Origin of the sequence: Klebsiella sp. LY, assembly GCF_004010915.1 — a bacterium.
GTDB lineage: Bacteria > Pseudomonadota > Gammaproteobacteria > Enterobacterales > Enterobacteriaceae > Klebsiella > Klebsiella quasipneumoniae.
Genome location: NZ_CP022444.1, coordinates 983,791 through 1,007,896, shown reverse-complemented (window position 1 = coordinate 1,007,896; position 24,106 = coordinate 983,791). Strand labels below are relative to the sequence as shown.

The window sequence follows — 24,106 nt, the reverse complement described above, 5'->3', positions numbered from 1 at the left end:
GCGCAGTAGAATTTTCAGGTTTTTTCGGGACTTCTTTGATTTTAATTTTCTGGATAGAGTAAATAATGAAAAAAAGCATTTTTATGGCGCTGGCTGGCGTCATGCTGGTCTCTTCGGCGGCCCATGCGATCAGCGTTACCGGCGAAGCAGGCGAGCATTACACCAACCTTGGGGTCGGCTTCGGCACCGAGTCCACCGGTCTGGCTGTTTCGGGTAACTGGCTGCACAGCGATAACGATGGCGACGCCGCGGGTTTAGGCCTGGGCCTGAATATTCCGCTGGGGCCGTTCCTGGCGACCGTGGGCGGTAAAGGGGTATACACCAACCCGAAACAGGGTGATGAAGGTTATGCGGCAGCGGTCGGCGGCGGCCTGCAGTGGAAAATCGGCGACAGCTTCCGTCTGTATGGCGACTACTACTACTCTCCGGATTCCCTCTCCAGCGGCATTGACAGCTATCAGGAAGCCAACGTCGGCGCCAGCTGGACCATTATGCGTCCGCTCAGCATCCAGGCGGGCTATCGCTATCTGAACCTGGCAGGCAAAGATGGCAACCGCGATAACACCATCGCCGACGGCCCGTACATCGGCGCCAGCGCCAGCTTCTAATCTCCTCCGGCGCGGTCTCTTCTTGCCGCGCCAGATTTTCCTCCTCGTCAGCCTCCCGCTTTGCGTTATAGTATTTGCCACCTGGCAGGCAAGGAGTGAGCAATGTTGAATGTGGAAATGCTGTCCACTGGCGATGAAGTGTTGCATGGTCAAATCGTTGACACCAATGCAGCATGGCTGGCGGATTTCTTTTTTAATCAGGGTTTACCATTAACGCGCCGTAATACCGTCGGCGACGATCTCGATGCGCTGGTGGCGATTCTGCGCGAACGCAGCGAACAGGCGGATGTGCTGATCGTCAATGGCGGCCTCGGCCCCACCAGCGACGACCTGAGCGCGCTGGCCGCGGCCACCGCGAAAGGCGAAGGGCTTATTTTGCATCCGGAGTGGCTGGATACCATGACCCGCTTCTTTGCCGAACGTGGGCGGCCGATGGCGGAAAGCAACCGTAAGCAGGCGGAAATCCCCGCCAGCGCCGAGATGATCAATAACCCGGTGGGCACGGCCTGTGGCTTTGCCATCCAGCTCAATCGCTGCCTGATGTTTTTCACCCCCGGCGTACCCTCTGAATTTAAAGTGATGGTCGAGCAGGAGATTTTACCGCGTCTGCGCCAGCGCTTTACGCTGCCGGAGCCGCCGGTATGCCTGCGTCTGACCACCTTTGGCCGCTCGGAGAGCGAGCTGGCGCAAAGCCTCAATCCGCTGACGTTACCGCCTGGCGTCGTGATGGGCTACCGCTCGTCGATGCCGATCATTGAGCTGAAGCTGACCGGACCGGCTGAGCAGCGTGACGCCATGCTGGCTCTGTGGCCGGAAGTGCGTAAAGTGGCTGGCGACAGCCTGATTTTCGAAGGCACTGAAGGGTTACCGGCGCAGATTGCACGCTGCCTGCAGGAGCGGCAGCTGAGCCTGACGCTCAGCGAGCAGTTTACCGGCGGTCTGCTGGCGCTCCAGCTGTCCCGCGCCGGCGCGCCGCTGCTGGCCAGCGAAGTGGTCCCGGCGCAGGAGGAGACGCTGGCGCAGGCGGCCCGCTGGGCGGCCGAGCGGCGCATAAACCATTTTGCCGGCCTGGCCCTGGCGGTGAGCGGCCAGGAGAACGATCATCTTAACGTGGCCCTGGCCACCCCGGACGGCACCTTCGCGCTGCGGGTGAAGTTCAGCGTCACCCGCCACAGCCTGGCGGTACGCCAGGAAGTCTGCGCCATGATGGCATTAAACCTGCTGCGTCGCTGGCTGAATGGCCAACCGCTGGCCAGCGAACATGGCTGGATTAACGTGGTGGATTCCCTCTCGCTGTAAGTCGTTTCCCGGCGCACGGGCTTCTCCCGGGCGCCGGTTGTCCAGCCTGTTGTACTCTCCTGAAAAAATTCTGTGCGTTAAGTCGCAATTTTCCACTGCGAACGGTCCAGCATACGGGAAAGCGATTGCCCCGCGATGTCGCTCACACTTTACCGCCCGGACAACCGCAACACTGATTCCAGTATTCAGGATTGGAGTCCAGTATGTTGGAATCAACGAAAGTCCCGGCGCTGACCCGCGCGATTGAGATCCTCAATTTAATTGGCCGCATCGGACCCTGCAGCGCGGCGACGATAATAGCGGAGCTGGGGATCCCGAAAAGCACGGTTTATCTGCTGCTGGGCGAGCTGAAAAAGCAGCGCTTCATCAGTATGGATAATCAGGATAACTACTGCCTGTGGACCAAACTGGTGGAGCTGGCCGGGCAGGCGCTAAGCAAAATGGACCTGCGCGAGCTGGCGCGGCCACGCCTGACCCGGCTGATGGATGAGTGCGGCCTGCTCTGCCATCTGGGCATTATCGATCACGGTAACGCCTACTACATTCTGAAAATTGAATCACCCGCCACCATTAGCGTGCGTTCGCACGAAGGAAAGAGCCTGTCGCTTTACCGCTCCGGGATCGGCAAATGTTTGCTGGCCTGGCAGCCCGCCGGGGTTCAGGCATCCATTATCGATGAACTGCAGTGGGAGCGGGCTACGCCAACGACCATCAGCAATGCTCAACAGCTGCGGGAGGAGCTGGGGCGGATCCGCGCCCGGGGCTGGAGCTTTGATAATGGCGAGGACTACCCGGATGTGCGCTGCGTGGCCGCCCCGGTTTTTAACGCCAATAACGACCTGACCGCCGCCATCTCGGTGGTGGGCACCCGTCTGCAAATCAATGAAGACAATCGCGATTATCTGGCCGGTAAGGCGATTGCCTGCGCGAAAGATATTTCACGAGTGCTGGGGTGGAAAAGCCCCTTCGAACAACTCGCCTCATCATAAGGAGAACACCATGACCCTACCGAAAATTAAACACGTCCGTGCCTGGTTTACCGGCGGCGCCACGGCAGAGCAGGGCGCCGGCGGCGGCGATTACCACGATCAGGGGGCTAACCACTGGATTGACGATCATATCGCTACCCCGATGAGTAAATATAAACAGTATGAGCAGTCCCGCCAGTCGTTTGGCATCAACGTGCTGGGCACGCTGATTGTGGAAGTGGAGGCTGACAACGGGCAGACCGGCTTTGCTGTGTCGACGGCCGGAGAGATGGGCTGCTTTATCGTCGAAAAACATCTCAACCGCTTTATCGAAGGCAAATGCGTCAGCGATATCAAACTGATCCATGACCAGATGCTTAACGCCACCCTCTACTACGCAGGATCCGGCGGTCTGGTGATGAACACTATCTCCTGTGTCGACCTCGCGCTGTGGGATCTGTTCGGGAAAGTGGTTGGCCTGCCGGTCTACAAACTGCTGGGCGGAGCGGTGCGTGACGAAATCCAGTTCTATGCTACCGGCGCTCGTCCGGATCTGGCGCAGGAGATGGGCTTTATCGGCGGCAAAATGCCCACCCACTGGGGGCCGCACGATGGCGACGCCGGGATCCGCAAAGACGTCGCCATGGTGGCGGACATGCGCGAAAAATGCGGCCCGGATTTCTGGTTAATGCTGGACTGCTGGATGAGCCAGGACGTTAACTATGCCACCAAACTTGCCCATGCCTGCGCCCCTTACAACCTTAAGTGGATCGAAGAGTGCCTGCCGCCGCAGCAGTATGAAGGCTATCGCGAGCTGAAGCGCCAGGCGCCCGCCGGGATGATGGTGACCAGCGGCGAGCACCACGGCACCCTGCAGTCCTTCCGCACCCTGTCGGAGACCGGGATTGATATTATGCAGCCCGACGTCGGCTGGTGCGGCGGCTTAACCACGCTGGTGGAGATTGCGGCTATTGCAAAAGCGCGCGGTCAGCTGGTGGTGCCGCACGGCTCGTCGGTGTACTCACATCATGCGGTGATCACCTTCACCAACACGCCGTTCAGCGAGTTTCTGATGACCAGTCCGGACTGCGCCACGCTGCGTCCGCAGTTCGACCCGATCCTGCTCGGCGAGCCGGTGCCTGAGAGGGGGCGCATTCATAAATCGGTACTGGATAAACCCGGCTTTGGCGTCGAGCTCAATCGCGACTGCAACCTGAAACGTCCTTATCAACACTGATCCCCCGGGCCGCCCGGCGGCCCACGCCTGAGGATATTATGATGAGCAACACACTGCTGGAGAGCGTGGTGAAGAAAAACCGCGCCCGCTTAATCCCCTTTATGCTGGCGCTGTACGTGCTGGCGTTTCTTGACCGTTCGAATATCGGTTTCGCCAAAGAGACCTACCAGCTGGATACGGGCCTCAGCAACGAAGCCTATGCGCTGGGGGCGGGGATTTTCTTTGTGGTCTATGCCTTTCTCGGGGTACCGGCCAACCTGCTGATGCGCAAATTCGGCGCCAGAAAATGGATCGGCTGCACCACGCTGCTGTGGGGCGTGCTGTCGGCGGCGATGGCGTGGGCGGATACGGAAGCGAAATTCCTGCTGGTACGCACCCTGCTGGGCGCGGCGGAGGCGGGCTTCTTCCCCGGCATGATCTACCTCACTTCACAGTGGTTTCCCCAGCAAAACCGCGCCAGCATTATGGGGCTTTTTTATATGGGGGCGCCGCTGGCGCTGACGCTCGGTTCGCCTTTATCCGGCGCACTGCTGGAGATGCATGGGTTTATGGGCCATCCCGGCTGGTTCTGGATGTTTGTGATTGAAGGCCTGCTTGCTGTCGCCGCGGGAGCGTTCACCTTCTTCTGGCTGGACGATTCGCCGCAGCATGCCCGCTTCCTGAGCGCTGCGGAGAAACAGGCGCTGAGCGGCGAGCTGGCGCGAGAGGAGGAGAAAAAGGTCACCTCGCGCCTGTCCGATGCGCTGCGTAACGGGCGGGTCTGGCAGCTGGCGCTGATTTACATGACCATTCAGGTGGCGGTCTATGGCCTGATTTTCTTCCTGCCTACTCAGGTCGCCGCGCTGTTGGGCACCAAAGTCGGCTTCATTGCGTCGGTGGTGACGGCTATCCCATGGGTGGCGGCGCTGTTCGGCACCTGGCTTATCCCTCGCTACTCCGATCGCACCGGCGAGCGGCGCAATATTGCCGCGCTGACGCTGCTGGCGGCAGCGGTCGGGATTGCGGTTTCCGGGCTGGTGGCGCCGGTGCTGGCTATCATCGCGCTGTGCGTGGCGGCGGTTGGGGTGATTGCCGTGCAGCCGGTCTTCTGGACGATGCCGACGCAGCTGCTCTCCGGCACGGCGCTGGCCGCCGGGATTGGCTTCGTTAACCTGTTTGGCGCCATCGGCGGCTTTCTGGCGCCGATCGTGCGTGTGCAGGCCGAAACGCTGTTCGCCAGCAGCGCCGCCGGACTGTTAACCCTGGCCGGCGTGGCCATCGTCGGGGTGATCATCATCTTCTCATTAAGCCTCACCCGCGCGGTTCCTCAGCGCGGCAGCGTACAGCATTGATTAAAGGAATCGCTATGAACGCACTATTATCTAACCCCTTCAAACGTGGATTATTACGCGGTGAGACGCAAATTGGCCTGTGGCTGAGCTCGACCTCCTCCTATATGGCGGAGATCGCTGCAACTTCGGGATACGACTGGCTGCTGATCGACGGCGAGCATGCCCCGAACACCATTCAGGACCTTTATCATCAGCTCCAGGCCATCGCTCCCTATGCCAGTCAGCCGGTGATCCGACCGGTGGAGGGCAGCCGCAGTCTGATAAAACAGGTGCTGGATATTGGCGCCAGAACGTTGCTGGTGCCGATGGTCGATACCGCCGAGCAGGCGCGGGAAGTCGTCTCGGCAACCCGTTATCCTCCCGTCGGGAGCCGCGGCGTGGGCGCCGGCGTGGCCCGGGCGGCGCGCTGGGGCAGAGTGGAGAATTATATGGCGGAGGCGAATGACGAACTCTGTCTGCTGATTCAGGTAGAGAGCCGAACCGCGCTGGAAAATCTGGACGCTATCCTCGAGGTGGAGGGCATTGACGGGGTGTTTATCGGTCCGGCGGATCTCTCCGCTTCGCTGGGGCACCCGGACGATGCCGGCCATCCTGACGTGCAGCGGGTGATTGAGCAGAGCATCCGGCGCATTCGCGCGGCGGGAAAAGCGGCCGGATTTCTGGCGGTCGACCCGGCGATGGCGGAAAAATGTCTCGCCTGGGGGGCCAATTTCGTCGCCGTCGGGGTCGATACCATGCTCTACACCGAGGCGCTGGACCGCCGGCTGGCGATGTTTAAATCCGCCAGCGCTCAGCCGCAGGGGAAAGCGAGCTATTGACGGCGCAGGCTGGCGCCGGACTCAGGCGAGCGCCTGCGCCAGCACCGTCAGCGGATGTTCGCAGCGTTTGCTGGTGGACATCTCAATCTGCCATTTGCAGGTCTCGCAGTCGGTGACGACGATGTCGGCTCCGCTCTCCTCAATCTGACGGAACAGCGGGGCGCCGATAGCCTGGGATACCGCGTAATTCTCAGTCTTAAAGCCGTAGGTGCCGGCGATGCCGCAGCACTGCGAATCCAGCACCTCCAGCTGCAGGCCGGGGATCAGCCGCAGCAGTTCGAGGGTATACAGCGACCAGCCCATTTTCTCCATATGGCACGGCGTGTGATAGACCACCTTCAGCGGCAGCCGGCGCAGCGGCAGCGTTTTGCCACTATCCAGTTGTTTCCAGATCCAGCGAGTGGCCAGTTCCACCCGGTCGCGGAGATCGCTGTTGTCAACATCCAGGAGGTGAGGGTATTCATCGCGCAGGGTAAAGGTGCAGGTCGAAGAGGTGGCAATGATCGGCAGCGCATTTTCCCGCATCGCGGCGACGTTGCTCAGCGCCTGCTTACGCGCTTTGTCAAAAAAGCCGTTGGCGATCAGCGGCACGCCGCAGCATTTTTCCCTTGATAACAACTGCACGCCGGTGCCCAGCGCATTGACGACGCGAATCAGGTCCTTGCCCAGCTGCGGGTGGTTATAGTTGACGTAGCAACCATGAAAGAAGGCCACCTGCTCAGGGTACTGCGTCTGGTGGGCCGCGAGCTGGCGGTAAGCGCGGCGGAAGGTACCGAAGCCATATTTCGGCAGCGTGCGGCGATGATCGATATTGAGCGCTGCGTCGAGCAGGCGGCGTACCGGTTTTAAGCCGGTGGTGGCATTAACCAGTGGGGCAAAGGGGGTGGAAAGGGTGCCCATCAGGTCGGTATGGCTGAGGATGGCGTCGCGCAGGGTCGGCTTTTGCTGGCCGTACTGTGCCCGGGCGCGTTGAATGATATCGCCAATTTTCACATCCGACGGGCAGGCCACCTCACAGCGCTTGCAGTTGATGCAGTACTTGAGCGCCTCATCGTACAGCGCGCCATCCTTCAGGCGGAGGCGTTCGCCATCCGGCCCCGCCTGTTTCGGCCCGGGATAGCGCGGATTGACCCGGCTTACCGGACAGGTGGTGGTACAGACCGTGCACTTAATGCAGCTTTCAAAACGGGTATCGTTCATGGCCGGCCTCCGGCAAGAGCGTGGATCTGTCTGGCGGCGTGCAGCGCGGTGACGGCACAGACCCCGCCGCCGCAGCCGAGCTGAATGGCATCGAACCCGCCGAGCAGCGAACCGATGGCGAACAGATTGCTGAACGGCTGCCCGCCCAGCAGGGGACGCAGCAGGGCATCGGTTTTCACCCCGAAGCGCTGCCACGGCTGGGAGGCAAAGAAGTCGCCCTGGTACCAGTCGTCGCGCGGCAGGGGCTGCTGCAGATCGAGACCAAGGATGGGTTCGCGCACGCTCTCCCGCGTGGCGACAAGACCGTTGCTGAAAAAGCTGCCGCTGGCCAGCACGGTAAAACGCGGACGCAGCGCAATATCGCCGTGATTTCGCGTCCAGACGGCCTCGACGGCGCCCTGTCGATGGCTGATGTTCACCACTTCATCGCCGGCAAGCCAGGTGCCGCCGCCGCGTATAAACTGCCGCTGCAGCAGACTGTGCAGGCGCATCCCGGGAACCGAAGGCGGCAGCGTCGGCAGCAGACGCAGCGGGCAGGGCAGGCGCGCCTGCAGCCAGTGGTACAGGCGATCGTCGGCGAGACCAAAGCAGGCGGGCATGATCAGCAGCTCATGCTGCTGCGCCAGGGGCAGCAGCGCCGCGTGCAGGGCAGGCCAGTGGTGTTCATCGTCGAGGAGGCGGGCGATATTGGCGGCGCGAAATTCGGTGGGGTTGTCACGTAACACATCCAGCAGCGGTAACTCGATTTCCGCCGCCACGGCGGTAACGCCGGTTTGCCCGAGCGCGGCGGCGGCGAGATGCGGCTGAAAATCGGCAAAGCCGCTGATCCCCACCAGGCAGACCCCTTGTCGGGGGAGTGGCGCGACAGGAACCTCCTGCGGCGATAGCCACGCCGCGCGCAGCGTCCCCAGCGGCGTTACTCGCCGGTGCGGGTGGTGCGCGTCGCCCTGCATCACCGCCCCGCAGGTGGTCAGCAGGGCTTCAGTCTGTTTAGCGTATTCGAGCACCGCCCCGGCGCCGAGCCGGGAATAAGGGTGCTCAGGAAGCAGTTCAGCGAGCTGCTGCAGACCTTGCGCGAGGTCAGTGACGTTATCGCCGTTCGGCAGCGCCGAGAGCAGATCTAACGACGCGGAGGAAAAATGCAGCGCGCTTTGCCCGCGGCTGATGATAACGCTGCGCAGGCCGGACTGATTCAGCGTCAGGCCGCACAGCAGACCGGCCAGTCCGCCGCCGATAATCGCGCAGTCAAATTTCATCCTGATGCTCCTGTGGCAGTCCGCACAGGCCGAGGTAGACCCAGCGGGTGAATTCGCTTTCGCGCAGCGCGTCGCCCCAGGCGATGGGCTGCACGCCCTTCCAGCGTTCATTGAGAAACGCCGACAGCTGGGCCAACGACTGCGCGGGGGTGGTGACGTTAAAGCGCTGCAGCAGCCCGGCGGCGCGGCAGGCGCAGAGTTCCCCCTGGCAGGTCCCCATGCCAATCCGGGTACGGCGGCGCAGGTCGAGCAGGGTGTTGACCGCCAGATTTTCCACCGCGTATTTCACTTCACCAGCGGTGACGGCTTCGCATTCGCAGACCAGGCTACGGTGCTGGCGGCTGTCGCCAAGCCAGGCCGGAGTGCGATCGCCATGGCGGTAGACGGCAGAGCCGCGCAGCGGGCCAGGCAGGGAGATAATTTTTCGCAGGGTGCTTTCCGTCGGCTCCTGTGAGCCGGGCAGCGGGCTCTCGGCCGTGGTACAGGGGGTGGTGTTGCCCAGCTTACGACAGACGGCGTCGGTGGCCCACTCGGCCATCAGGCGATAGGTCATCAGCTTGCCGCCGGTGATGGTAATGAAGCCTTCCATGCCGTCACGCTGAGCATGGTCGAGCAGGACGATGCCGCGGCTGACGCTGCGTCCGCTGGGATCGTTGTCGCTGGCCACCAGCGGGCGGACGCCGGAGTAGGCGCGGAGGATCCGGGTGCGGCCCATGACCGGCGCCAGCTTTTCGCCTTCGCGCAGCAGGGTATCGACTTCCGCGGTCGTGACCCGGTTGTCGTCAATTTCGTCATAAGGAATATGCATCGAGGTGGTGCCGATCAGCGAGATGGTATCCCCGGGCACCAGAATATCGGCATCGGCCGGCTTACGGCAGCGGTTGATCACCAGGTTGTTAATCCGGTGGTCGAGGATCAACAGCGATCCCTTCGCCGGGAACATGGTGATGCGCAGGTCGGCATATTCCGCAATGCGCTGCCCCCAGATCCCGGCGGCATTAACCACTACCCCGGCGTACAGCGTGCGGGCCTGGTGAAGCTGACTGTCGTATACCTGGACGCCGCAGACGCGATCGCCCTGGCGCAGCAGGCCAGTGACTTCGCAGCCGGTGAGGATCTGCGCGCCGTGTTCGCGGGCGTCGAGCATATTGGCCGCGGTGAGGCGAAACGGGTCAATGGTGCCGTCCGGAACCTGCACCGCCCCCAGCAGCGCCGGGTTGACGGCGGGCTCGCGGCGCAGCGCCTCCTGCGCAGAGAGCGGCGTGGCCTCTATGCCAGCCTGCTGGCAGGCGGCGATAAAGGTCTGCTGATATGCCAGATCGTCTTCAGGCAGGGTTATGAACAGACCGCCGGCTGGTTCGATACAGTGACGGGCGATACGGCGCAGGATGCGGTTCTCACTGATGCATTCGCGGGCGGATTCGTTGTCAGTCACCGCATAGCGGGCGCCGCTGTGCAGCAGCCCATGATTACGGCCGGTGGCCCCGGTGGCGATATCATGACGCTCAATGAGCAGTGTGCGTAATCCGCGCCGGGCGCAATCGCGGGCGATACCGGCGCCGGTTGCTCCGCCGCCGATGATAATAACCTCGCTATCCAGACGTCCCGTCATCTTCAGCTCCTTTGCTTTCGTTTAACACCATTTAGCCACAGTCTATAAGGTTATTGTTTGATTTCGAGCATATTCGCGCGTTATTTGAGCGTGTTATGTGATTTCGTGCTCACATTGGAACCTTTTGTCATATTTCTGTAACAAATTGTGCGATGTTTCACAGTATCAGCTCTACGTATTGCCTACCATCGCGGCCAGATTCGAAGTTAGTGATTAATCTGGGATTGTTGTCGTGACGTTAGTAAAAAACAGCAAGGGCCACGGAGGCTGATATGTTAAGTATTTTTAAACCCGCCGCGCATAAAGCGCGTTTGCCAGCCGCGGAGATCGACCCGCTCTATCGTCGGTTACGCTGGCAGATTTTTATCGGCATCTTCTTTGGTTATGCCGCTTACTATCTGGTTCGTAAGAACTTTGCCCTGGCGATGCCCTATCTTATCGAGCAGGGTTTCTCCCGCGGCGACCTCGGTTTCGCCCTTTCCGGCATCTCCATTGCCTACGGATTTTCGAAATTCATCATGGGATCGGTCTCTGACCGTTCGAATCCGCGCATTTTCCTGCCGGCGGGGCTGATCCTCGCCGCGCTGGTGATGCTGGTGATGGGCTTCGTACCGTGGGCCACCTCGAGCATCATGATCATGTTCGTGCTGCTGTTCCTCTGCGGCTGGTTCCAGGGGATGGGCTGGCCGCCGTGCGGCCGTACCATGGTCCACTGGTGGTCGCAGAAAGAGCGTGGCGGAATTGTTTCAGTGTGGAACTGCGCGCATAACGTCGGCGGCGGGATCCCGCCGCTGTTGTTCCTGTTGGGTATGGCCTGGTTTAATGACTGGCACGCGGCGCTCTATATGCCGGCGTTCGCCGCTATCCTGCTGGCGATTTTCGCCTTTGCGATGATGCGCGATACTCCGCAATCCTGCGGCCTGCCGCCAATCGAAGAGTATAAAAATGACTACCCGGACGATTACAGCGAAGAGCATGAACAAGAGCTGACGGCGAAGCAGATCTTTATGCAGTACATTCTGCCGAACAAGCTGCTGTGGTACATCGCGGTCGCCAACGTCTTCGTTTATCTGCTGCGCTACGGCATTCTCGACTGGTCGCCGACCTACCTGAAAGAGGTGAAGCACTTCGCGCTGGATAAATCCTCCTGGGCCTACTTCCTGTACGAGTACGCCGGGATCCCGGGCACCCTGCTGTGCGGCTGGATGTCGGATAAGGTGTTTAAAGGCAACCGCGGCGCCACCGGCGTTTTCTTTATGACCCTGGTGACCATCGCTACCATCGTGTACTGGCTGAACCCGGCGGGTAACCCGGGCGTGGATATGGCCTGTATGATTATTATCGGCTTCCTGATCTACGGCCCGGTGATGCTGATTGGTCTGCATGCGCTGGAGCTGGCGCCGAAGAAAGCTGCCGGCACCGCGGCAGGCTTCACCGGTCTGTTCGGTTATCTCGGCGGCTCCGTGGCCGCGAGCGCCATCGTCGGCTACACCGTCGATTTCTTCGGCTGGGACGGCGGCTTTATGGTAATGATCGGCGGCAGTGTGCTGGCGGTCGTCCTGCTGGTTATCGTGATGCTCGGTGAACGCCGTCATCATCAACAGCTGAAACAAGCCTAAGGAGCGGCGATGAACATGAAACTCACCACGCTAATGAGCGGCATGATGTTGGCCAGTTCGGCGCTGTGCTTCAGCGCGACAGCGGCGGATAAAATGGTTATCGCCCACCGGGGCGCCAGCGGTTATCTGCCCGAACATACCCTGCCGGCGAAAGCGATGGCCTACGCGCAGGGGGCGGATTACCTTGAGCAAGACCTGGTGATGACCAAAGACGACCGGCTGGTGGTGTTGCACGACCATTATCTCGACCGGGTGACCGACGTCGCTCAGCGCTTCCCGCAGCGGGCGCGTCAAGATGGCCGTTTCTACGCCATCGACTTTACCCTGGCCGAGATTAAGTCGCTGAAGTTTACCGAAGGCTTTGAGCCGAAAGATGGCAAGAACGTGCAAACCTACCCCGGGCGTTTCCCGATGGGCAAATCCGATTTCCGCATTCATACCTTTGAAGAGGAGATTGAGTTTGTCCAGGGGCTGAATCATTCCACCGGCAAAAACATCGGTATTTACCCGGAAATCAAAGCGCCGTGGTTCCACCATCAGGAAGGCAAAGATATTGCTGCCAGCACCCTGAAAGTGCTGAAAGAATATGGCTACACCAGCAAGCAGGATAAGGTCTATCTGCAGTGCTTTGACGCCAACGAGCTGAAGCGCATTAAAAATGAACTGGAGCCGAAGATGGGCATGGATCTTAATCTGGTGCAGCTCATCGCCTATACCGACTGGAATGAAACCAAGCAGAAACAGGCCGATGGCCAATGGGTGAACTACAGCTATGACTGGATGTTCAAGCCGGGGGCCATGGCGCAGATTGCACAATACGCCGACGGCATTGGTCCGGATTACCATATGCTGGTGGCGGAAGGCTCAAAGCCGGGGGCGGTGAAGTTGACGGCGATGGTGAAAGAGGCGCACGCCAGCCATCTGCAGGTGCATCCGTACACCGTGCGCGCGGATCAGTTGCCGGAGTACGCGACTAACGTTAATCAGCTCTATGACCTGCTGTATAACCAGGCGGGCGTCGACGGCTTGTTTACCGATTTCCCGGATAAAGCGGTGCAGTTCCTGGACGCTAAACGCTAAAAAGCCGGGTGGCGGTTGCGCCTTACCCGGCGTACGAACTGCGGTTTTGTTGACACGGTTCTCGGCGTGCAACGATTTCGACCCGGGAATAACGTTTGTTCTATGATATTTCCTGGAAGATTGTGCTCCCGATATTTCTTCTGCGTTATGCCTTTCATAGCGCAGGGAGCGCACAGGGGGAGGCCAGTCGCCGCCTCCCCCTGTACCCCCGGGCTCCGGCCAGCAAAATCGCCGCTGCGCGGTCCCTTCGACTTATCCCTGCAGGCTTCGGATCGGGCCGAGGCAGCGTCCATGCAAAACACGGCCCTCAGCCCGCATCCATGCGGGCTGCCACGGCCTTCCGGGAACGTCTCAGCGATTTTGAGGCCGTCAACACCGGCAGTTTCAGCAGCCCAGGGCGGCAGTGCGTAAACGGCCGGTCCTGGAACAGTAGGTCAGGTAAGCGTAGCGCCACCTGACAAGACTACATCTCGATCTCAATATCGCCTTTCGCCCGGCAGCAGCAAGGCAAAATCTCGCCCGGCTGGATAAAGGCCAGCGGCTCGGTCAGCCAGTCAACCTGGCCGGAGACCAGACGGGTGCGGCAGGAGCCGCAATAGCCTGCGCGGCATTGATACTCGACGTCGATATTATGCGATTCAAGAGCAGCCAACAGGGAAGGGTGTTCATCCTGACACTCAAGGCGAGTGTCAGAGATTTTCAAGAAGATCCGCTTCATTACAGCTGGAAGTTGCTCAGATCGTCGGCATCGACTTCAGAGTCGATCTGGCCGACCAGGTAAGAGCTGACCTCTACTTCCTGCGGCGCCACCTGAACGTTGTCGGAGACCAGCCAGGTGTTGATCCACGGGATCGGGTTGGAGCGGGTCTGGAACGGCAGATCAAGGCCCACCGCCTGCATGCGGATATTGGTGATGTACTCGACGTACTGGCAGAGAATATCTTTGTTCAGGCCAATCATCGAGCCGTCGCGGAACAGGTAGTCCGCCCACTCTTTCTCCTGCTGGGCCGCCAGCACGAACAGATCATAGCACTCCTGTTTGCACTCTTCGGCGATTTCCGCCATTTCCGGATCGTCGCTGCCGGAGCGCAGCAGGTTCAGCATATGTTGAGTGCCGGTCAGGTGCAGCGCTTCATCGCGGGCGATCAGGCGGATAATTTTGGCGTTGCCTTCCATCAGTTTGCGCTCGGCAAAGGCGAAGGAGCAGGCGAAGCTGACGTAGAAGCGGATCGCTTCCAGGGCGTTGACGCTCATCAGGCATAGATAGAGTTTCTTTTTCAGCTCGCGCAGATTGACGGTCACGGTCTTGCCGTTGACGGTATGGGTGCCTTCGCCCAGCAGGTGCCAGTAGCTGGTCATCTCGATCAGCGAATCGTAATAGTGGGAGATCCCCTCGGCACGCTTCTGGATCTGCTCGTTGGTGACGATATCGTCGAACACGGTCGCCGGATCGTTGACGATGTTGCGGATGATATGGGTGTACGAGCGCGAGTGAATGGTCTCAGAGAAGGCCCAGGTTTCCACCCAGGTCTCCAGCTCCGGGATGGAGATCAGCGGCAGCAGAGCAACGTTCGGGCTGCGGCCCTGGATGGAGTCGAGCAGCGTCTGGTACTTCAGGTTGCTGATGAAAATGTGTTTTTCATGTTCCGGCAGCGCCTGGTAGTCGATGCGATCGCGGGAAACGTCAACCTCTTCCGGGCGCCAGAAGAAGGAGAGCTGCTTTTCAATCAGCTTTTCAAAGATGTCGTATTTTTGCTGATCGTAGCGGGCCACGTTAACCGGCTGGCCAAAAAACATTGGCTCAAGCAGCTGATCGTTTTTCGTCTGTGAAAAAGTGGTGTATGCCATTGAAGTGAGTCCTGTTGAACTGTATTGCCCGGCGGGAATGGGTTGGCCGGGCCTACAAAATCGTAGGCCGGGTAAGCGTAGCGCCACCCGGCAAAAATACCTTAGATCTTACAAGCGCCGCTTTCGCAGCCGTCGTCCTGAATGGACGGGGCCAGGTCATCCTGAGCGTCTTCAGCGCCATCACGGGTGTTGTGATAGTACAGCGTTTTGACGCCGAATTTATAGGCGTTGAGCAGGTCTTTCAGCAACTGCTGCATCGGCACTTTTCCGGAAGGGAAGCGCGTCGGATCGTAGTTGGTATTCGCAGAGATCGACTGGTCGATAAACTTCTGCATGATACCCACCAGCTGCAGGTAGCCGTCGTTGTTCGGCATTTCCCACAGCAGCTCGTAGGCGTTCTGCAGGTTTTCGTAGTCCGGCACCACCTGGCGCAGGATCCCATCCTTCGAGGCTTTGATACTCACGTGACCGCGCGGCGGCTCGATGCCATTGGTGGCGTTGGAGATCTGCGACGAGGTCTCGGACGGCATCAGCGCGGAGAGCGTAGAGTTGCGCAGGCCGTGGGTTTTAATGGACTCGCGAAGCGCTTCCCAGTCGTAGTGCAGGGATTCGCTGACGATGCCGTCCAGGTCTTTTTTGTAGGTATCGATCGGCAGGATACCCTGCGCATAGGTGGTTTCGTTGAACCACGGGCAGGCGCCCTGTTCGATAGCCAGCTCGTTGGAGGCCTTCAGCAGGTAGTACTGAATCGCTTCGAACGTTTTGTGGGTCAGGTTGTTGGCGCTGCCGTCGGAGTAGCGTTTGCCATGCTTCGCCAGATAGTAAGCGAAGTTGATCACGCCGATGCCCAGCGTACGGCGGCCCATTGCGCCGCGTTTGGCGGCCGGGATGGGGTAATCCTGATAGTCGAGCAGCGCGTCCAGGGCACGCACCGCCAGCACCGCCAGCTCTTCCAGCTCGTCGAGGCTGTCGATAGCCCCGAGGTTGAAGGCCGACAGGGTGCACAGCGCGATTTCGCCGTTTTCGTCGTTGACGTCTTCCAGCGGTTTAGTCGGCAGAGCGATCTCCAGGCACAGGTTAGACTGGCGCACCGGGGCGACCACCGGATCGAACGGGCTGTGGGTGTTGCAGTGGTCGACGTTCTGGATGTAGATGCGGCCGGTGGAGGCGCGCTCCTGCATCATCAGCGAGAACAGCTCAACCGCTTTAATGCGCTGCTTGCGAATGCTGTCGTCCTGCTCGTACTGGGTGTACAGGCGCTCAAACTCGTCCTGATCGGCGAAGAAGGCGTCATACAGGCCCGGGACGTCGGAAGGGCTGAACAGGGTAATGTCGCCGCCCTTCAGCAGACGGGTGTACATCAGCTTATTGATCTGCACCCCGTAGTCCATGTGACGAACGCGGTTGGCGTCGGTACCGCGGTTGTTTTTCAGCACCAACAGGCTTTCCACTTCCAGATGCCACATTGGGTAGAAGAGGGTCGCCGCGCCGCCGCGAACGCCGCCCTGCGAGCAGGACTTCACCGCAGTCTGGAAATGTTTGTAGAACGGAATGCAGCCGGTGTGGAAGGCTTCGCCGCCGCGGATCGGGCTGCCCAGCGCGCGAATGCGGCCGGCGTTGATGCCGATGCCGGCGCGCTGGGAAACGTATTTCACAATCGCGCTGGAGGTGGCATTGATGGAATCCAGGCTGTCGCCGCACTCGATCAGCACGCAGGAGCTGAACTGACGGGTCGGGGTACGCACGCCGGACATGATCGGCGTCGGCAGCGAGATTTTAAAGGTCGACACCGCGTCGTAGAAACGCTTGATGTAGTCCAGACGCGTTTCGCGCGGGTAGTTAGAGAACAGGCAGGCAGCCACCAGAATATAAAGGAACTGCGCGCTCTCATAAATTTCGCCGGTGACGCGGTTCTGTACCAGATACTTGCCTTCCAGCTGCTTCACGGCAGCGTAGGAGAAGTTCATGTCGCGCCAGTGGTCGAGGAAACCGTCCATCTGCTGGAACTCTTCTTCCGTGTAGTCTTCCAGCAGATGATGATCGTATTTACCCTTCTCGACCATCTTCACCACGTGATCGTAAAGCGCCGGCGGCTCAAACTGGCCGAAGGCTTTTTTACGCAAGTGGAAGATCGCCAGACGTGCGGCGAGGTACTGGTAATCCGGCGCCTCGCGGGAGATCAGGTCCGCAGCGGCTTTAATAATGGTTTCGTGGATGTCCGCGGTTTTAATGCCGTCATAGAACTGGATATGCGAGCGCAGCTCTACCTGGGAAATCGAAACGTTATTCAGTCCTTCTGCCGCCCAATCCAGTACGCGATGGATTTTGTCGAGATTGATGCGCTCGGTGGTCCCGTCGCGCTTTGTCACCAGCAGACTCTGATTCATGTGGATTTTACCTGTCCGTGAAAGAAAATATCCCCCGTTTATCCACAGAAGGCCGTTGTGACTAACTCTGTGGATAAATACTATATGTAGGGGGTTGTCGATAAAAGGAACGCTATATGGTGAGTATTTTAGTAAGGAATCTTTTGAGTACAAGGGTTGATTTTGACGTTAAATTGAGGTTGCGGAAGGGTAATAATCCGCAAGTCCACGTCGCATAAGGCCTGGAGAAGAAGTCAATAAAACAGAAAAAAAAATGAAAATTTGATCGAGTGCTGATTTCTTCATCGGAAGAAATAATCACGCGGCTTGATGCCGCGCAATCATCATAAGCGCAGCTGCTGACGTCACGCTTTTTTGGCGCTGGTATGCAACATATAGTTAACATCAACCCCCGGCGCCAACTTGAAGGTGTTGGTCAACGGATTGTAATGCAGACCGATGATATGCTGCTCTTTCAGAGTAGTCTGATCTACCCAGCCCAGCAGTTCGGCCGGCTTGATAAATTTTTTCACATCATGGGTGCCTTTGGGCACCATCTTCATGACATATTCCGCGCCGACCACCGCCATCAGCCACGCTTTACCGTTGCGGTTGATGGTGGAGAAGAAGACCTGACCGCCAGGCTTCACCAGCCGCGCGCAGGCGTGGACTACCGACTGTGGATCAGGGACGTGCTCCAGCATCTCCATGCAGGTGACGACATCGTATTGCTGCGCGTGCTTCGCGGCATGTTCCTCAACCGTTTCCTGAACATATTCCACCTGAATACCGCTCTCCAGGGCGTGCAGTTTCGCCACCTGCAGCGGCTCTGCACCCATGTCCAGTCCGGTAACCGTCGCGCCTTCGCGCGCCATACTCTCGGCGAGGATGCCGCCGCCGCAGCCGACATCGAGGACTTTTTTACCGAACAGGCCGCCTGAGCGTTCGGCGATATAGCCCAGCCGCAGGGGATTAATGCGGTGGAGCGGTTTGAACTCGCCCTCCAGATCCCACCAGCGCGAGGCGACGGCTTCGAATTTGGCGATTTCAGCATGATCGACGTTAGGGGCTACCGACGTTTTTTCGGCATTCATGGGCGCTTTTACTCCTTTTCTGTTCAGACCTGGGAGTATATCAGCAGCGCGCCATGAATAAACCGTATTGCTTTACCTCTCTTAGCGCGGCTGTGTTATAATTTGCGACCTTTGAATCCGGGATACAGTAGAGGGATAGCGGTTAGATGAGCGACCTTGCGAGAGAAATTACACCGGTCAACATTGAGGAAGAGCTTAAGAACTCTTATCTGGATTATGCGATGTCGGTCATTGTTGGCCGTGCGCTGCCGGATGTCCGAGATGGCCTGAAGCCGGTACACCGTCGCGTACTTTACGCCATGAACGTATTGGGCAATGACTGGAACAAAGCCTATAAAAAATCAGCCCGTGTCGTTGGTGACGTAATCGGTAAATACCACCCGCACGGCGACTCCGCGGTATACGACACCATCGTCCGTATGGCGCAGCCGTTCTCGCTGCGTTACATGCTGGTGGACGGCCAGGGTAACTTTGGTTCCATCGACGGCGACTCCGCCGCGGCGATGCGTTATACCGAAATTCGTCTGGCGAAAATCGCTCATGAGCTGATGGCCGATCTTGAAAAAGAGACGGTCGATTTCGTTGACAACTATGACGGTACGGAGCGTATTCCGGACGTCATGCCGACCAAAATTCCTAACCTGCTGGTAAACGGCGCCTCCGGGATCGCCGTCGGGATGGCCACCAACATACCGCCGCATAACCTGACGGAAGTGATCAACGGCTGTCTGGCTTATGTCGACGACGAAGACATCAGCATTGAAGGGCTGATGGCGCATATTCCTGGCCCTGATTTCCCGACCGCCGCCATTATCAACGGCCGTCGCGGCATTGAAGAGGCCTACCGCACCGGTCGCGGTAAAGTCTACATCCGCGCGCGCGCGGAAGTGGAAGTGGACGCCAAATCCGGCCGCGAAACCATCATCGTGCATGAAATTCCTTATCAGGTGAACAAAGCGCGCCTGATTGAGAAAATCGCCGAGCTGGTAAAAGAAAAACGCGTGGAAGGCATCAGCGCGCTGCGTGATGAGTCTGATAAAGACGGGATGCGCATCGTGATTGAAGTGAAGCGCGACGCGGTAGGGGAAGTGGTGCTCAACAACCTCTATTCCCAGACCCAGCTGCAGGTCTCCTTCGGTATCAACATGGTTGCGCTGCACCATGGCCAGCCGAAGATCATGAACCTGAAAGACATCATCGCCGCCTTCGTGCGCCACCGCCGCGAAGTGGTGACCCGTCGTACGATTTTCGAACTGCGCAAAGCGCGCGACCGGGCGCATATCCTCGAAGCGCTGGCCGTGGCGCTGGCCAACATCGACCCGATTATCGAACTGATCCGTCGCGCGCCGACCCCGGCTGAAGCGAAAGCGGCGCTGGTTGCCCAGGCGTGGGATCTCGGTAATGTCGCGGCGATGCTGGAACGTGCCGGTGATGACGCCGCGCGTCCGGAATGGCTGGAGCCAGAGTTCGGCGTGCGCGAGGGTAAATACTACCTGACCGAGCAGCAGGCTCAGGCGATTCTGGATCTGCGTCTGCAGAAACTGACCGGCCTTGAGCATGAAAAACTGCTCGACGAATATAAAGAGCTGCTGGAACAGATCGCGGAACTGCTGCACATCCTCGGCAGCGCCGACCGTCTGATGGAAGTGATTCGCGAAGAGCTGGAGCTGATCCGCGACCAGTTCGGCGACGAACGTCGTACCGAAATCACCGCCAACAGCGCTGATATCAACATCGAAGATCTGATCAACCAGGAAGACGTGGTGGTCACCCTGTCGCATCAGGGCTATGTGAAGTATCAGCCGTTGACCGACTACGAAGCACAGCGTCGTGGCGGTAAAGGCAAATCGGCAGCGCGCATTAAAGAAGAAGACTTTATTGACCGCCTGCTGGTGGCCAACACCCATGACACTATCCTCTGCTTCTCAAGCCGCGGTCGTCTGTACTGGATGAAGGTCTATCAGCTGCCGGAAGCCAGCCGCGGCGCGCGCGGTCGTCCGATCGTCAACCTGCTGCCGCTGGAAGCCGATGAGCGTATCACCGCTATCCTGCCGGTCCGCGAGTACGAAGAGGGTGTTAACGTCTTTATGGCCACCGCCAGCGGTACCGTGAAGAAAACCGCGCTGACCGAGTTCAGCCGTCCGCGTTCCGCTGGCATCATCGCGGTGAACCTGAACGAAGGCGATGAGCTGATCGGCGTCGATCTGACCTCTGGTCAGGACGAAGTGATGCTGTTCTCCGCGGCCGGCAAGGTCGTGCGCTTCAAAGAAGATGCCGTTCGCGCCATGGGCCGTACCGCCACCGGCGTACGCGGCATTAAGCTGGCGGAAAACGACAGCGTCGTCTCGCTGATTATTCCGCGCGGCGAAGGCGCGATCCTGACGGTGACGCAAAACGGTTACGGTAAACGTACCGCCGCGGCTGAGTATCCGACCAAGTCGCGTGCCACCCAGGGCGTTATCTCGATCAAAGTCACCGAGCGTAACGGTTCCGTGGTCGGCGCCGTACAGGTGGATGATTGCGATCAGATCATGATGATCACCGACGCCGGGACGCTGGTGCGTACCCGCGTTTCCGAAGTGAGCATCGTGGGCCGTAACACCCAGGGCGTGATCCTCATCCGCACCGCGGAAGATGAAAACGTGGTGGGTCTGCAGCGCGTCGCTGAGCCGGTAGACGACGAAGAACTGGACGCCATCGACGGTAGCGCGGCGGAAGGCGATGATGATATCGCCCCGGAAGCAGATACCGATGACGACATCGCCGAAGACGAAGAGTAATCGTCCCAGGTAAATGTTCTGAAAGGGCCGGGTATTCTCCCGGCCCTTTTTGCATTAACATTGCGGCAAAGCCGGTTTACCGCTACTTTAACCCCATTCTGTTGAGTCCCTGACGGCCGAGCATCGCCACATTGAAATATCTTGCCTCTTTCCACACAACCCTGAAGGTTTCACGTTATCTGTTCAGAGCGCTGGCGGTATTGCTGTGGCTGCTGATTGCGTTTGTCTCTGTGTTTTATATCGTCAACGCGCTACACGAGCGGGAAGCCGAGATCCATCAGGAGCTCAATCTCAATGCCGATCAGGCCCAGCGCTACATTCAGCGTACGGCGGACGTGATTAAAGAGCTCAAGTATGTCGCCGGTAACCGGCTGTCGGCAGGGGATGCGGTAGCGCAAGGGCAAAGCGGCGATATTGCGATCCCCAGCTTTGAACCCCTGTATCCTGACTCCGACTGCAGCGCAATGAGTAGTGCATGGCGTAATTCGCTCCAATCACTGGCGTGGTTTATGCGCTACTGGCGGGATAATTTTACCGCCGCCTACGACCTTAACCGCATCTTTCTCATCGGCAGCGATAATCTCTGTATGGCCAACTTTGGCCTGAGGGACGTGCCGATTGAGCGCGATCAGGCGCTGAAAGTCCTGCATCAACGCATTGAGCAATACCGCAATGCGCCGCAAAACGAGCGCGGCAACAACCTGTTCTGGATAAGTCAGGGCGTGCGCCCCGGGGTGGGCTACTTTTACGCCCTGACGCCGATCTATATGGCCAATCGCCTGCAGGCGATGCTCGGCGTGGAGCAGACCATCCGCATGGAAAGCTTCTTTACGCCGGGCAGCCTGCCGATGAGCGTGACGATCTTCGACGATAACGGCCAGCCGCTGATCTCGCTGGCCGGCGCGGAAGGCAAAGTCCAGAGCGAAGCGAAGTGGATGCAGGAGCGAATGTGGTTTGGCTACAGCACGGGTTTCCGCGAGCTGGTGCTGAAGAAAAGCCTCGCGCCGTCCTCCCTGAGCATCGTCTATTCCGTCTCGGTAGACCAGGTGCTGGAGCGGATCCGCATGCTGATCATCAACGCCATCGTTCTCAATATCCTCAGCGGCGCGATGCTGTTTGCGCTGGCGCGGATGTATGAGCGGCGCATTTTTATCCCGGCGGAAAATGACGCTCAACGGCTGGAAGAGCATGAGCAGTTCAACCGCAAAATCGTGGCCTCCGCCCCGGTGGGGATCTGTATTCTGCGCACCCTCGACGGGACCAACATTCTCAGTAACGAGCTGGCGCACAACTATCTGAACATGCTGACCCACGAGGACCGCCAGCGGCTGACGCAGATTATCTGCGGCCAGCAGGTCAACTTTGTCGATGTGCTGACCAGCAACCATACCAACCTGCAGATTAGCTTTGTCCACTCGCGCTATCGCAATGAAAACGTGGCGATTTGCGTGCTGGTGGACGTTTCCGCCCGCGTGAAGATGGAGGAGTCGCTGCAGGAGATGGCCCAGGCGGCGGAGCAGGCCAGCCAGTCGAAATCGATGTTCCTTGCCACCGTCAGCCATGAGCTGCGTACCCCGCTGTATGGCATCATCGGTAACCTCGATCTGCTGCAGACTAAAGCCTTGCCGAAAGGCGTCGATCGCCTGGTGACGGCGATGAACAACTCCTCGAGCCTGCTGCTGAAAATCATCAGCGATATTCTCGATTTCTCCAAAATCGAGTCCGAGCAGTTGAAGATCGAGCCGCGGGAATTTTCCCCGCGCGAGGTCATGAACCATATCTCCGCCAACTATCTGCCGCTGGTGGTGCGCAAGCAGCTGGGTCTGTACTGCTTTATCGAACCGGACGTTCCGGAACAGATGTCAGGCGACCCGATGCGTCTGCAGCAGGTGATCTCAAACCTGCTGAGCAATGCGATCAAGTTCACCGACACCGGCTGCATTATCCTGCACGTTCAGTGCGCAGGAGATTATCTGCAGATTAGCGTCCGCGACACCGGGGAGGGGATCCCGGCGAAAGAGGTATTGCGCCTCTTCGACCCTTTCTTCCAGGTGGGGACCGGCGTGCAGCGCAACTTCCAGGGCACCGGCCTTGGCCTGGCGATCTGCGAAAAACTGATCAGCATGATGGATGGCGATATCGCCGTGGAAACGGAGCCGGGAATGGGCAGCCGCTTTACCATCCGCATCCCGCTGTATGGCGTGCAGAACACGCCGCAGGTGACGGCGGACGGTTTCGCTGGCAAGACCTGCTGGCTGGCCATCCACAACACCTCGTTGGCGATGTTCGTCACCTCGCTGCTCAGCTATCACGGCCTGACGGTACGCCGCCATGCCGGAGAAACCCCGGACGCCGAGGATGTCTTACTCACTGACGATGAAGCGCTGAGCGGCTGGCAGGGAAGGGCGATGGTCATCTTCTGCCGTCGTCATATCGGTATTCCGCAGGAGCGGGCCGCCGGCGAGTGGCTGCATAGCGTGACGACGCCGCATGAACTGCTGCCGCTGTTGGGACGTATTTTCCACGTCGCGCTGGCCAGTGCGGAGAATAGCCGGGCGCTGATGGCGCCGGAGGCGCAGGTCGGCAATAACGACGACATGATGATTCTCGTGGTCGACGATCATCCGATCAACCGCCGCCTGCTGGCGGATCAGCTGGGATCGCTCGGCTACCAGTGCGTGACCGCCAACGACGGGGTCGACGCGCTCAACGTTCTCAGCAAGCAGCACATCGATATTGTGCTCAGCGACGTCAACATGCCTAATATGGATGGTTATCGCCTGACGCAGCGCATTCGTCAGCTTGGCCTGACGCTGCCAGTGATTGGCGTAACGGCCAATGCCCTGGCGGAAGAGAAGCAGCGCTGTCTGGAATCGGGGATGGACAGCTGTCTGTCCAAGCCGGTGACGCTTGACGTGCTGAAGCAAACGCTGACGGTATATGCGGCGCGGGTACGTAAAGGGCGGGAATAATCGGGAGCTCCGTCTCGC

17 protein-coding genes are annotated in these 24,106 nt (G+C 59.2%); 10 read left to right on the top strand and 7 right to left on the bottom strand.

Annotated features, from left to right (window positions below):
• Nucleotides 1-65 precede the first annotated feature (65 nt).
• The 6 genes from CE636_RS07635 to yfaU all read left to right on the top strand — a co-directional run bounded on the left by CE636_RS07635 (nucleotide 66) and on the right by yfaU (nucleotide 6,261).
• Nucleotides 66-608: a YfaZ family outer membrane protein gene (locus tag CE636_RS07635; RefSeq protein ID WP_004201712.1), complete on the top strand. Its 543-nt coding sequence runs from the start codon at nucleotides 66-68 to the stop codon at nucleotides 606-608.
• A gap of 102 nt (nucleotides 609-710) precedes the next feature.
• Nucleotides 711-1,907, top strand: coding sequence for a nicotinamide mononucleotide deamidase-related protein YfaY (locus tag CE636_RS07630; RefSeq protein WP_017899289.1), 1,197 nt, complete (start codon nucleotides 711-713; stop codon nucleotides 1,905-1,907).
• 203 nt (nucleotides 1,908-2,110) lie between these two features.
• The gene (locus CE636_RS07625) at nucleotides 2,111-2,896 is read left to right on the top strand and encodes an IclR family transcriptional regulator (protein WP_017899290.1); all 786 of its coding nucleotides are present in this window, start codon (nucleotides 2,111-2,113) and stop codon (nucleotides 2,894-2,896) included.
• Nucleotides 2,897-2,906: 10 nt separating this feature from the next.
• On the top strand, nucleotides 2,907-4,112 hold the full coding sequence (gene rhmD / locus CE636_RS07620) for an L-rhamnonate dehydratase (protein ID WP_017899291.1): 1,206 nt from the start codon (nucleotides 2,907-2,909) through the stop codon (nucleotides 4,110-4,112).
• Between the two features lie 41 nt (nucleotides 4,113-4,153).
• The gene (locus tag CE636_RS07615) at nucleotides 4,154-5,443 is read left to right on the top strand and encodes an MFS transporter (RefSeq protein ID WP_017899292.1); all 1,290 of its coding nucleotides are present in this window, start codon (nucleotides 4,154-4,156) and stop codon (nucleotides 5,441-5,443) included.
• A gap of 14 nt (nucleotides 5,444-5,457) precedes the next feature.
• The gene (gene yfaU, locus CE636_RS07610; RefSeq protein ID WP_004201703.1) at nucleotides 5,458-6,261 is read left to right on the top strand and encodes a 2-keto-3-deoxy-L-rhamnonate aldolase; all 804 of its coding nucleotides are present in this window, start codon (nucleotides 5,458-5,460) and stop codon (nucleotides 6,259-6,261) included.
• Between the two features lie 21 nt (nucleotides 6,262-6,282).
• On the opposite strand, the gene glpC is transcribed toward yfaU, so the two are convergent.
• Genes glpC through glpA form a run of 3 tightly spaced genes read right to left on the bottom strand, consistent with a single transcriptional unit; the run spans nucleotide 6,283 to nucleotide 10,329 of the window.
• Entirely contained in the window at nucleotides 6,283-7,461 is a 1,179-nt protein-coding gene (gene glpC, locus CE636_RS07605; RefSeq protein ID WP_017899293.1) for an anaerobic glycerol-3-phosphate dehydrogenase subunit GlpC, read from the bottom strand.
• Nucleotides 7,458-8,717, bottom strand: a complete 1,260-nt coding sequence (gene glpB / locus CE636_RS07600; RefSeq protein WP_017899294.1) for a glycerol-3-phosphate dehydrogenase subunit GlpB — start codon at nucleotides 8,715-8,717, stop codon at nucleotides 7,458-7,460. The genes glpC and glpB overlap by 4 nt, the downstream gene beginning before the upstream one ends.
• On the bottom strand, nucleotides 8,707-10,329 hold the full coding sequence (gene glpA, locus CE636_RS07595) for an anaerobic glycerol-3-phosphate dehydrogenase subunit A (protein WP_004201696.1): 1,623 nt from the start codon (nucleotides 10,327-10,329) through the stop codon (nucleotides 8,707-8,709). The genes glpB and glpA overlap by 11 nt, the downstream gene beginning before the upstream one ends.
• 272 nt (nucleotides 10,330-10,601) lie before the next feature.
• Between glpA and glpT the strand changes: the two genes are divergently transcribed.
• Both glpT and glpQ read left to right on the top strand, forming a co-directional pair.
• A complete protein-coding gene (glpT, locus tag CE636_RS07590; RefSeq protein WP_004201695.1) occupies nucleotides 10,602-11,948 on the top strand; it encodes a glycerol-3-phosphate transporter in 1,347 nt (448 codons plus the stop codon).
• A gap of 9 nt (nucleotides 11,949-11,957) precedes the next feature.
• Nucleotides 11,958-13,028 (top strand): glycerophosphodiester phosphodiesterase, encoded by a 1,071-nt coding sequence (glpQ, locus tag CE636_RS07585; protein ID WP_017899295.1) that lies wholly within the window; start codon nucleotides 11,958-11,960, stop codon nucleotides 13,026-13,028.
• A 463-nt stretch (nucleotides 13,029-13,491) separates the two neighbouring features.
• Here the strand turns inward: glpQ and yfaE are convergent, their stop codons facing one another.
• The 4 genes from yfaE to ubiG all read right to left on the bottom strand — a co-directional run bounded on the left by yfaE (nucleotide 13,492) and on the right by ubiG (nucleotide 18,336).
• Nucleotides 13,492-13,746, bottom strand: coding sequence for a class I ribonucleotide reductase maintenance protein YfaE (gene yfaE, locus CE636_RS07575; RefSeq protein WP_004201692.1), 255 nt, complete (start codon nucleotides 13,744-13,746; stop codon nucleotides 13,492-13,494).
• Entirely contained in the window at nucleotides 13,746-14,876 is a 1,131-nt protein-coding gene (gene nrdB / locus CE636_RS07570; RefSeq protein WP_004140835.1) for a class Ia ribonucleoside-diphosphate reductase subunit beta, read from the bottom strand. Before nrdB ends, yfaE begins: the two co-directional genes overlap by 1 nt.
• 101 nt (nucleotides 14,877-14,977) lie before the next feature.
• Complete coding sequence (gene nrdA / locus CE636_RS07565) at nucleotides 14,978-17,263, bottom strand: class 1a ribonucleoside-diphosphate reductase subunit alpha (RefSeq protein WP_004201691.1); 2,286 nt, start codon at nucleotides 17,261-17,263, stop codon at nucleotides 14,978-14,980.
• A gap of 344 nt (nucleotides 17,264-17,607) precedes the next feature.
• Entirely contained in the window at nucleotides 17,608-18,336 is a 729-nt protein-coding gene (gene ubiG / locus CE636_RS07555; RefSeq protein WP_004201690.1) for a bifunctional 2-polyprenyl-6-hydroxyphenol methylase/3-demethylubiquinol 3-O-methyltransferase UbiG, read from the bottom strand.
• Nucleotides 18,337-18,482: 146 nt separating this feature from the next.
• On the opposite strand from ubiG, the gene gyrA reads away from it, so the two are divergent.
• Nucleotides 18,483-21,116, top strand: a complete 2,634-nt coding sequence (gene gyrA, locus CE636_RS07550) for a DNA topoisomerase (ATP-hydrolyzing) subunit A (RefSeq protein WP_004201688.1) — start codon at nucleotides 18,483-18,485, stop codon at nucleotides 21,114-21,116.
• Nucleotides 21,117-21,247: 131 nt separating this feature from the next.
• Entirely contained in the window at nucleotides 21,248-24,088 is a 2,841-nt protein-coding gene (rcsC, locus tag CE636_RS07545; protein WP_017899297.1) for a two-component system sensor histidine kinase RcsC, read from the top strand.
• The last annotated feature ends 18 nt before the right edge of the window (nucleotides 24,089-24,106 follow it).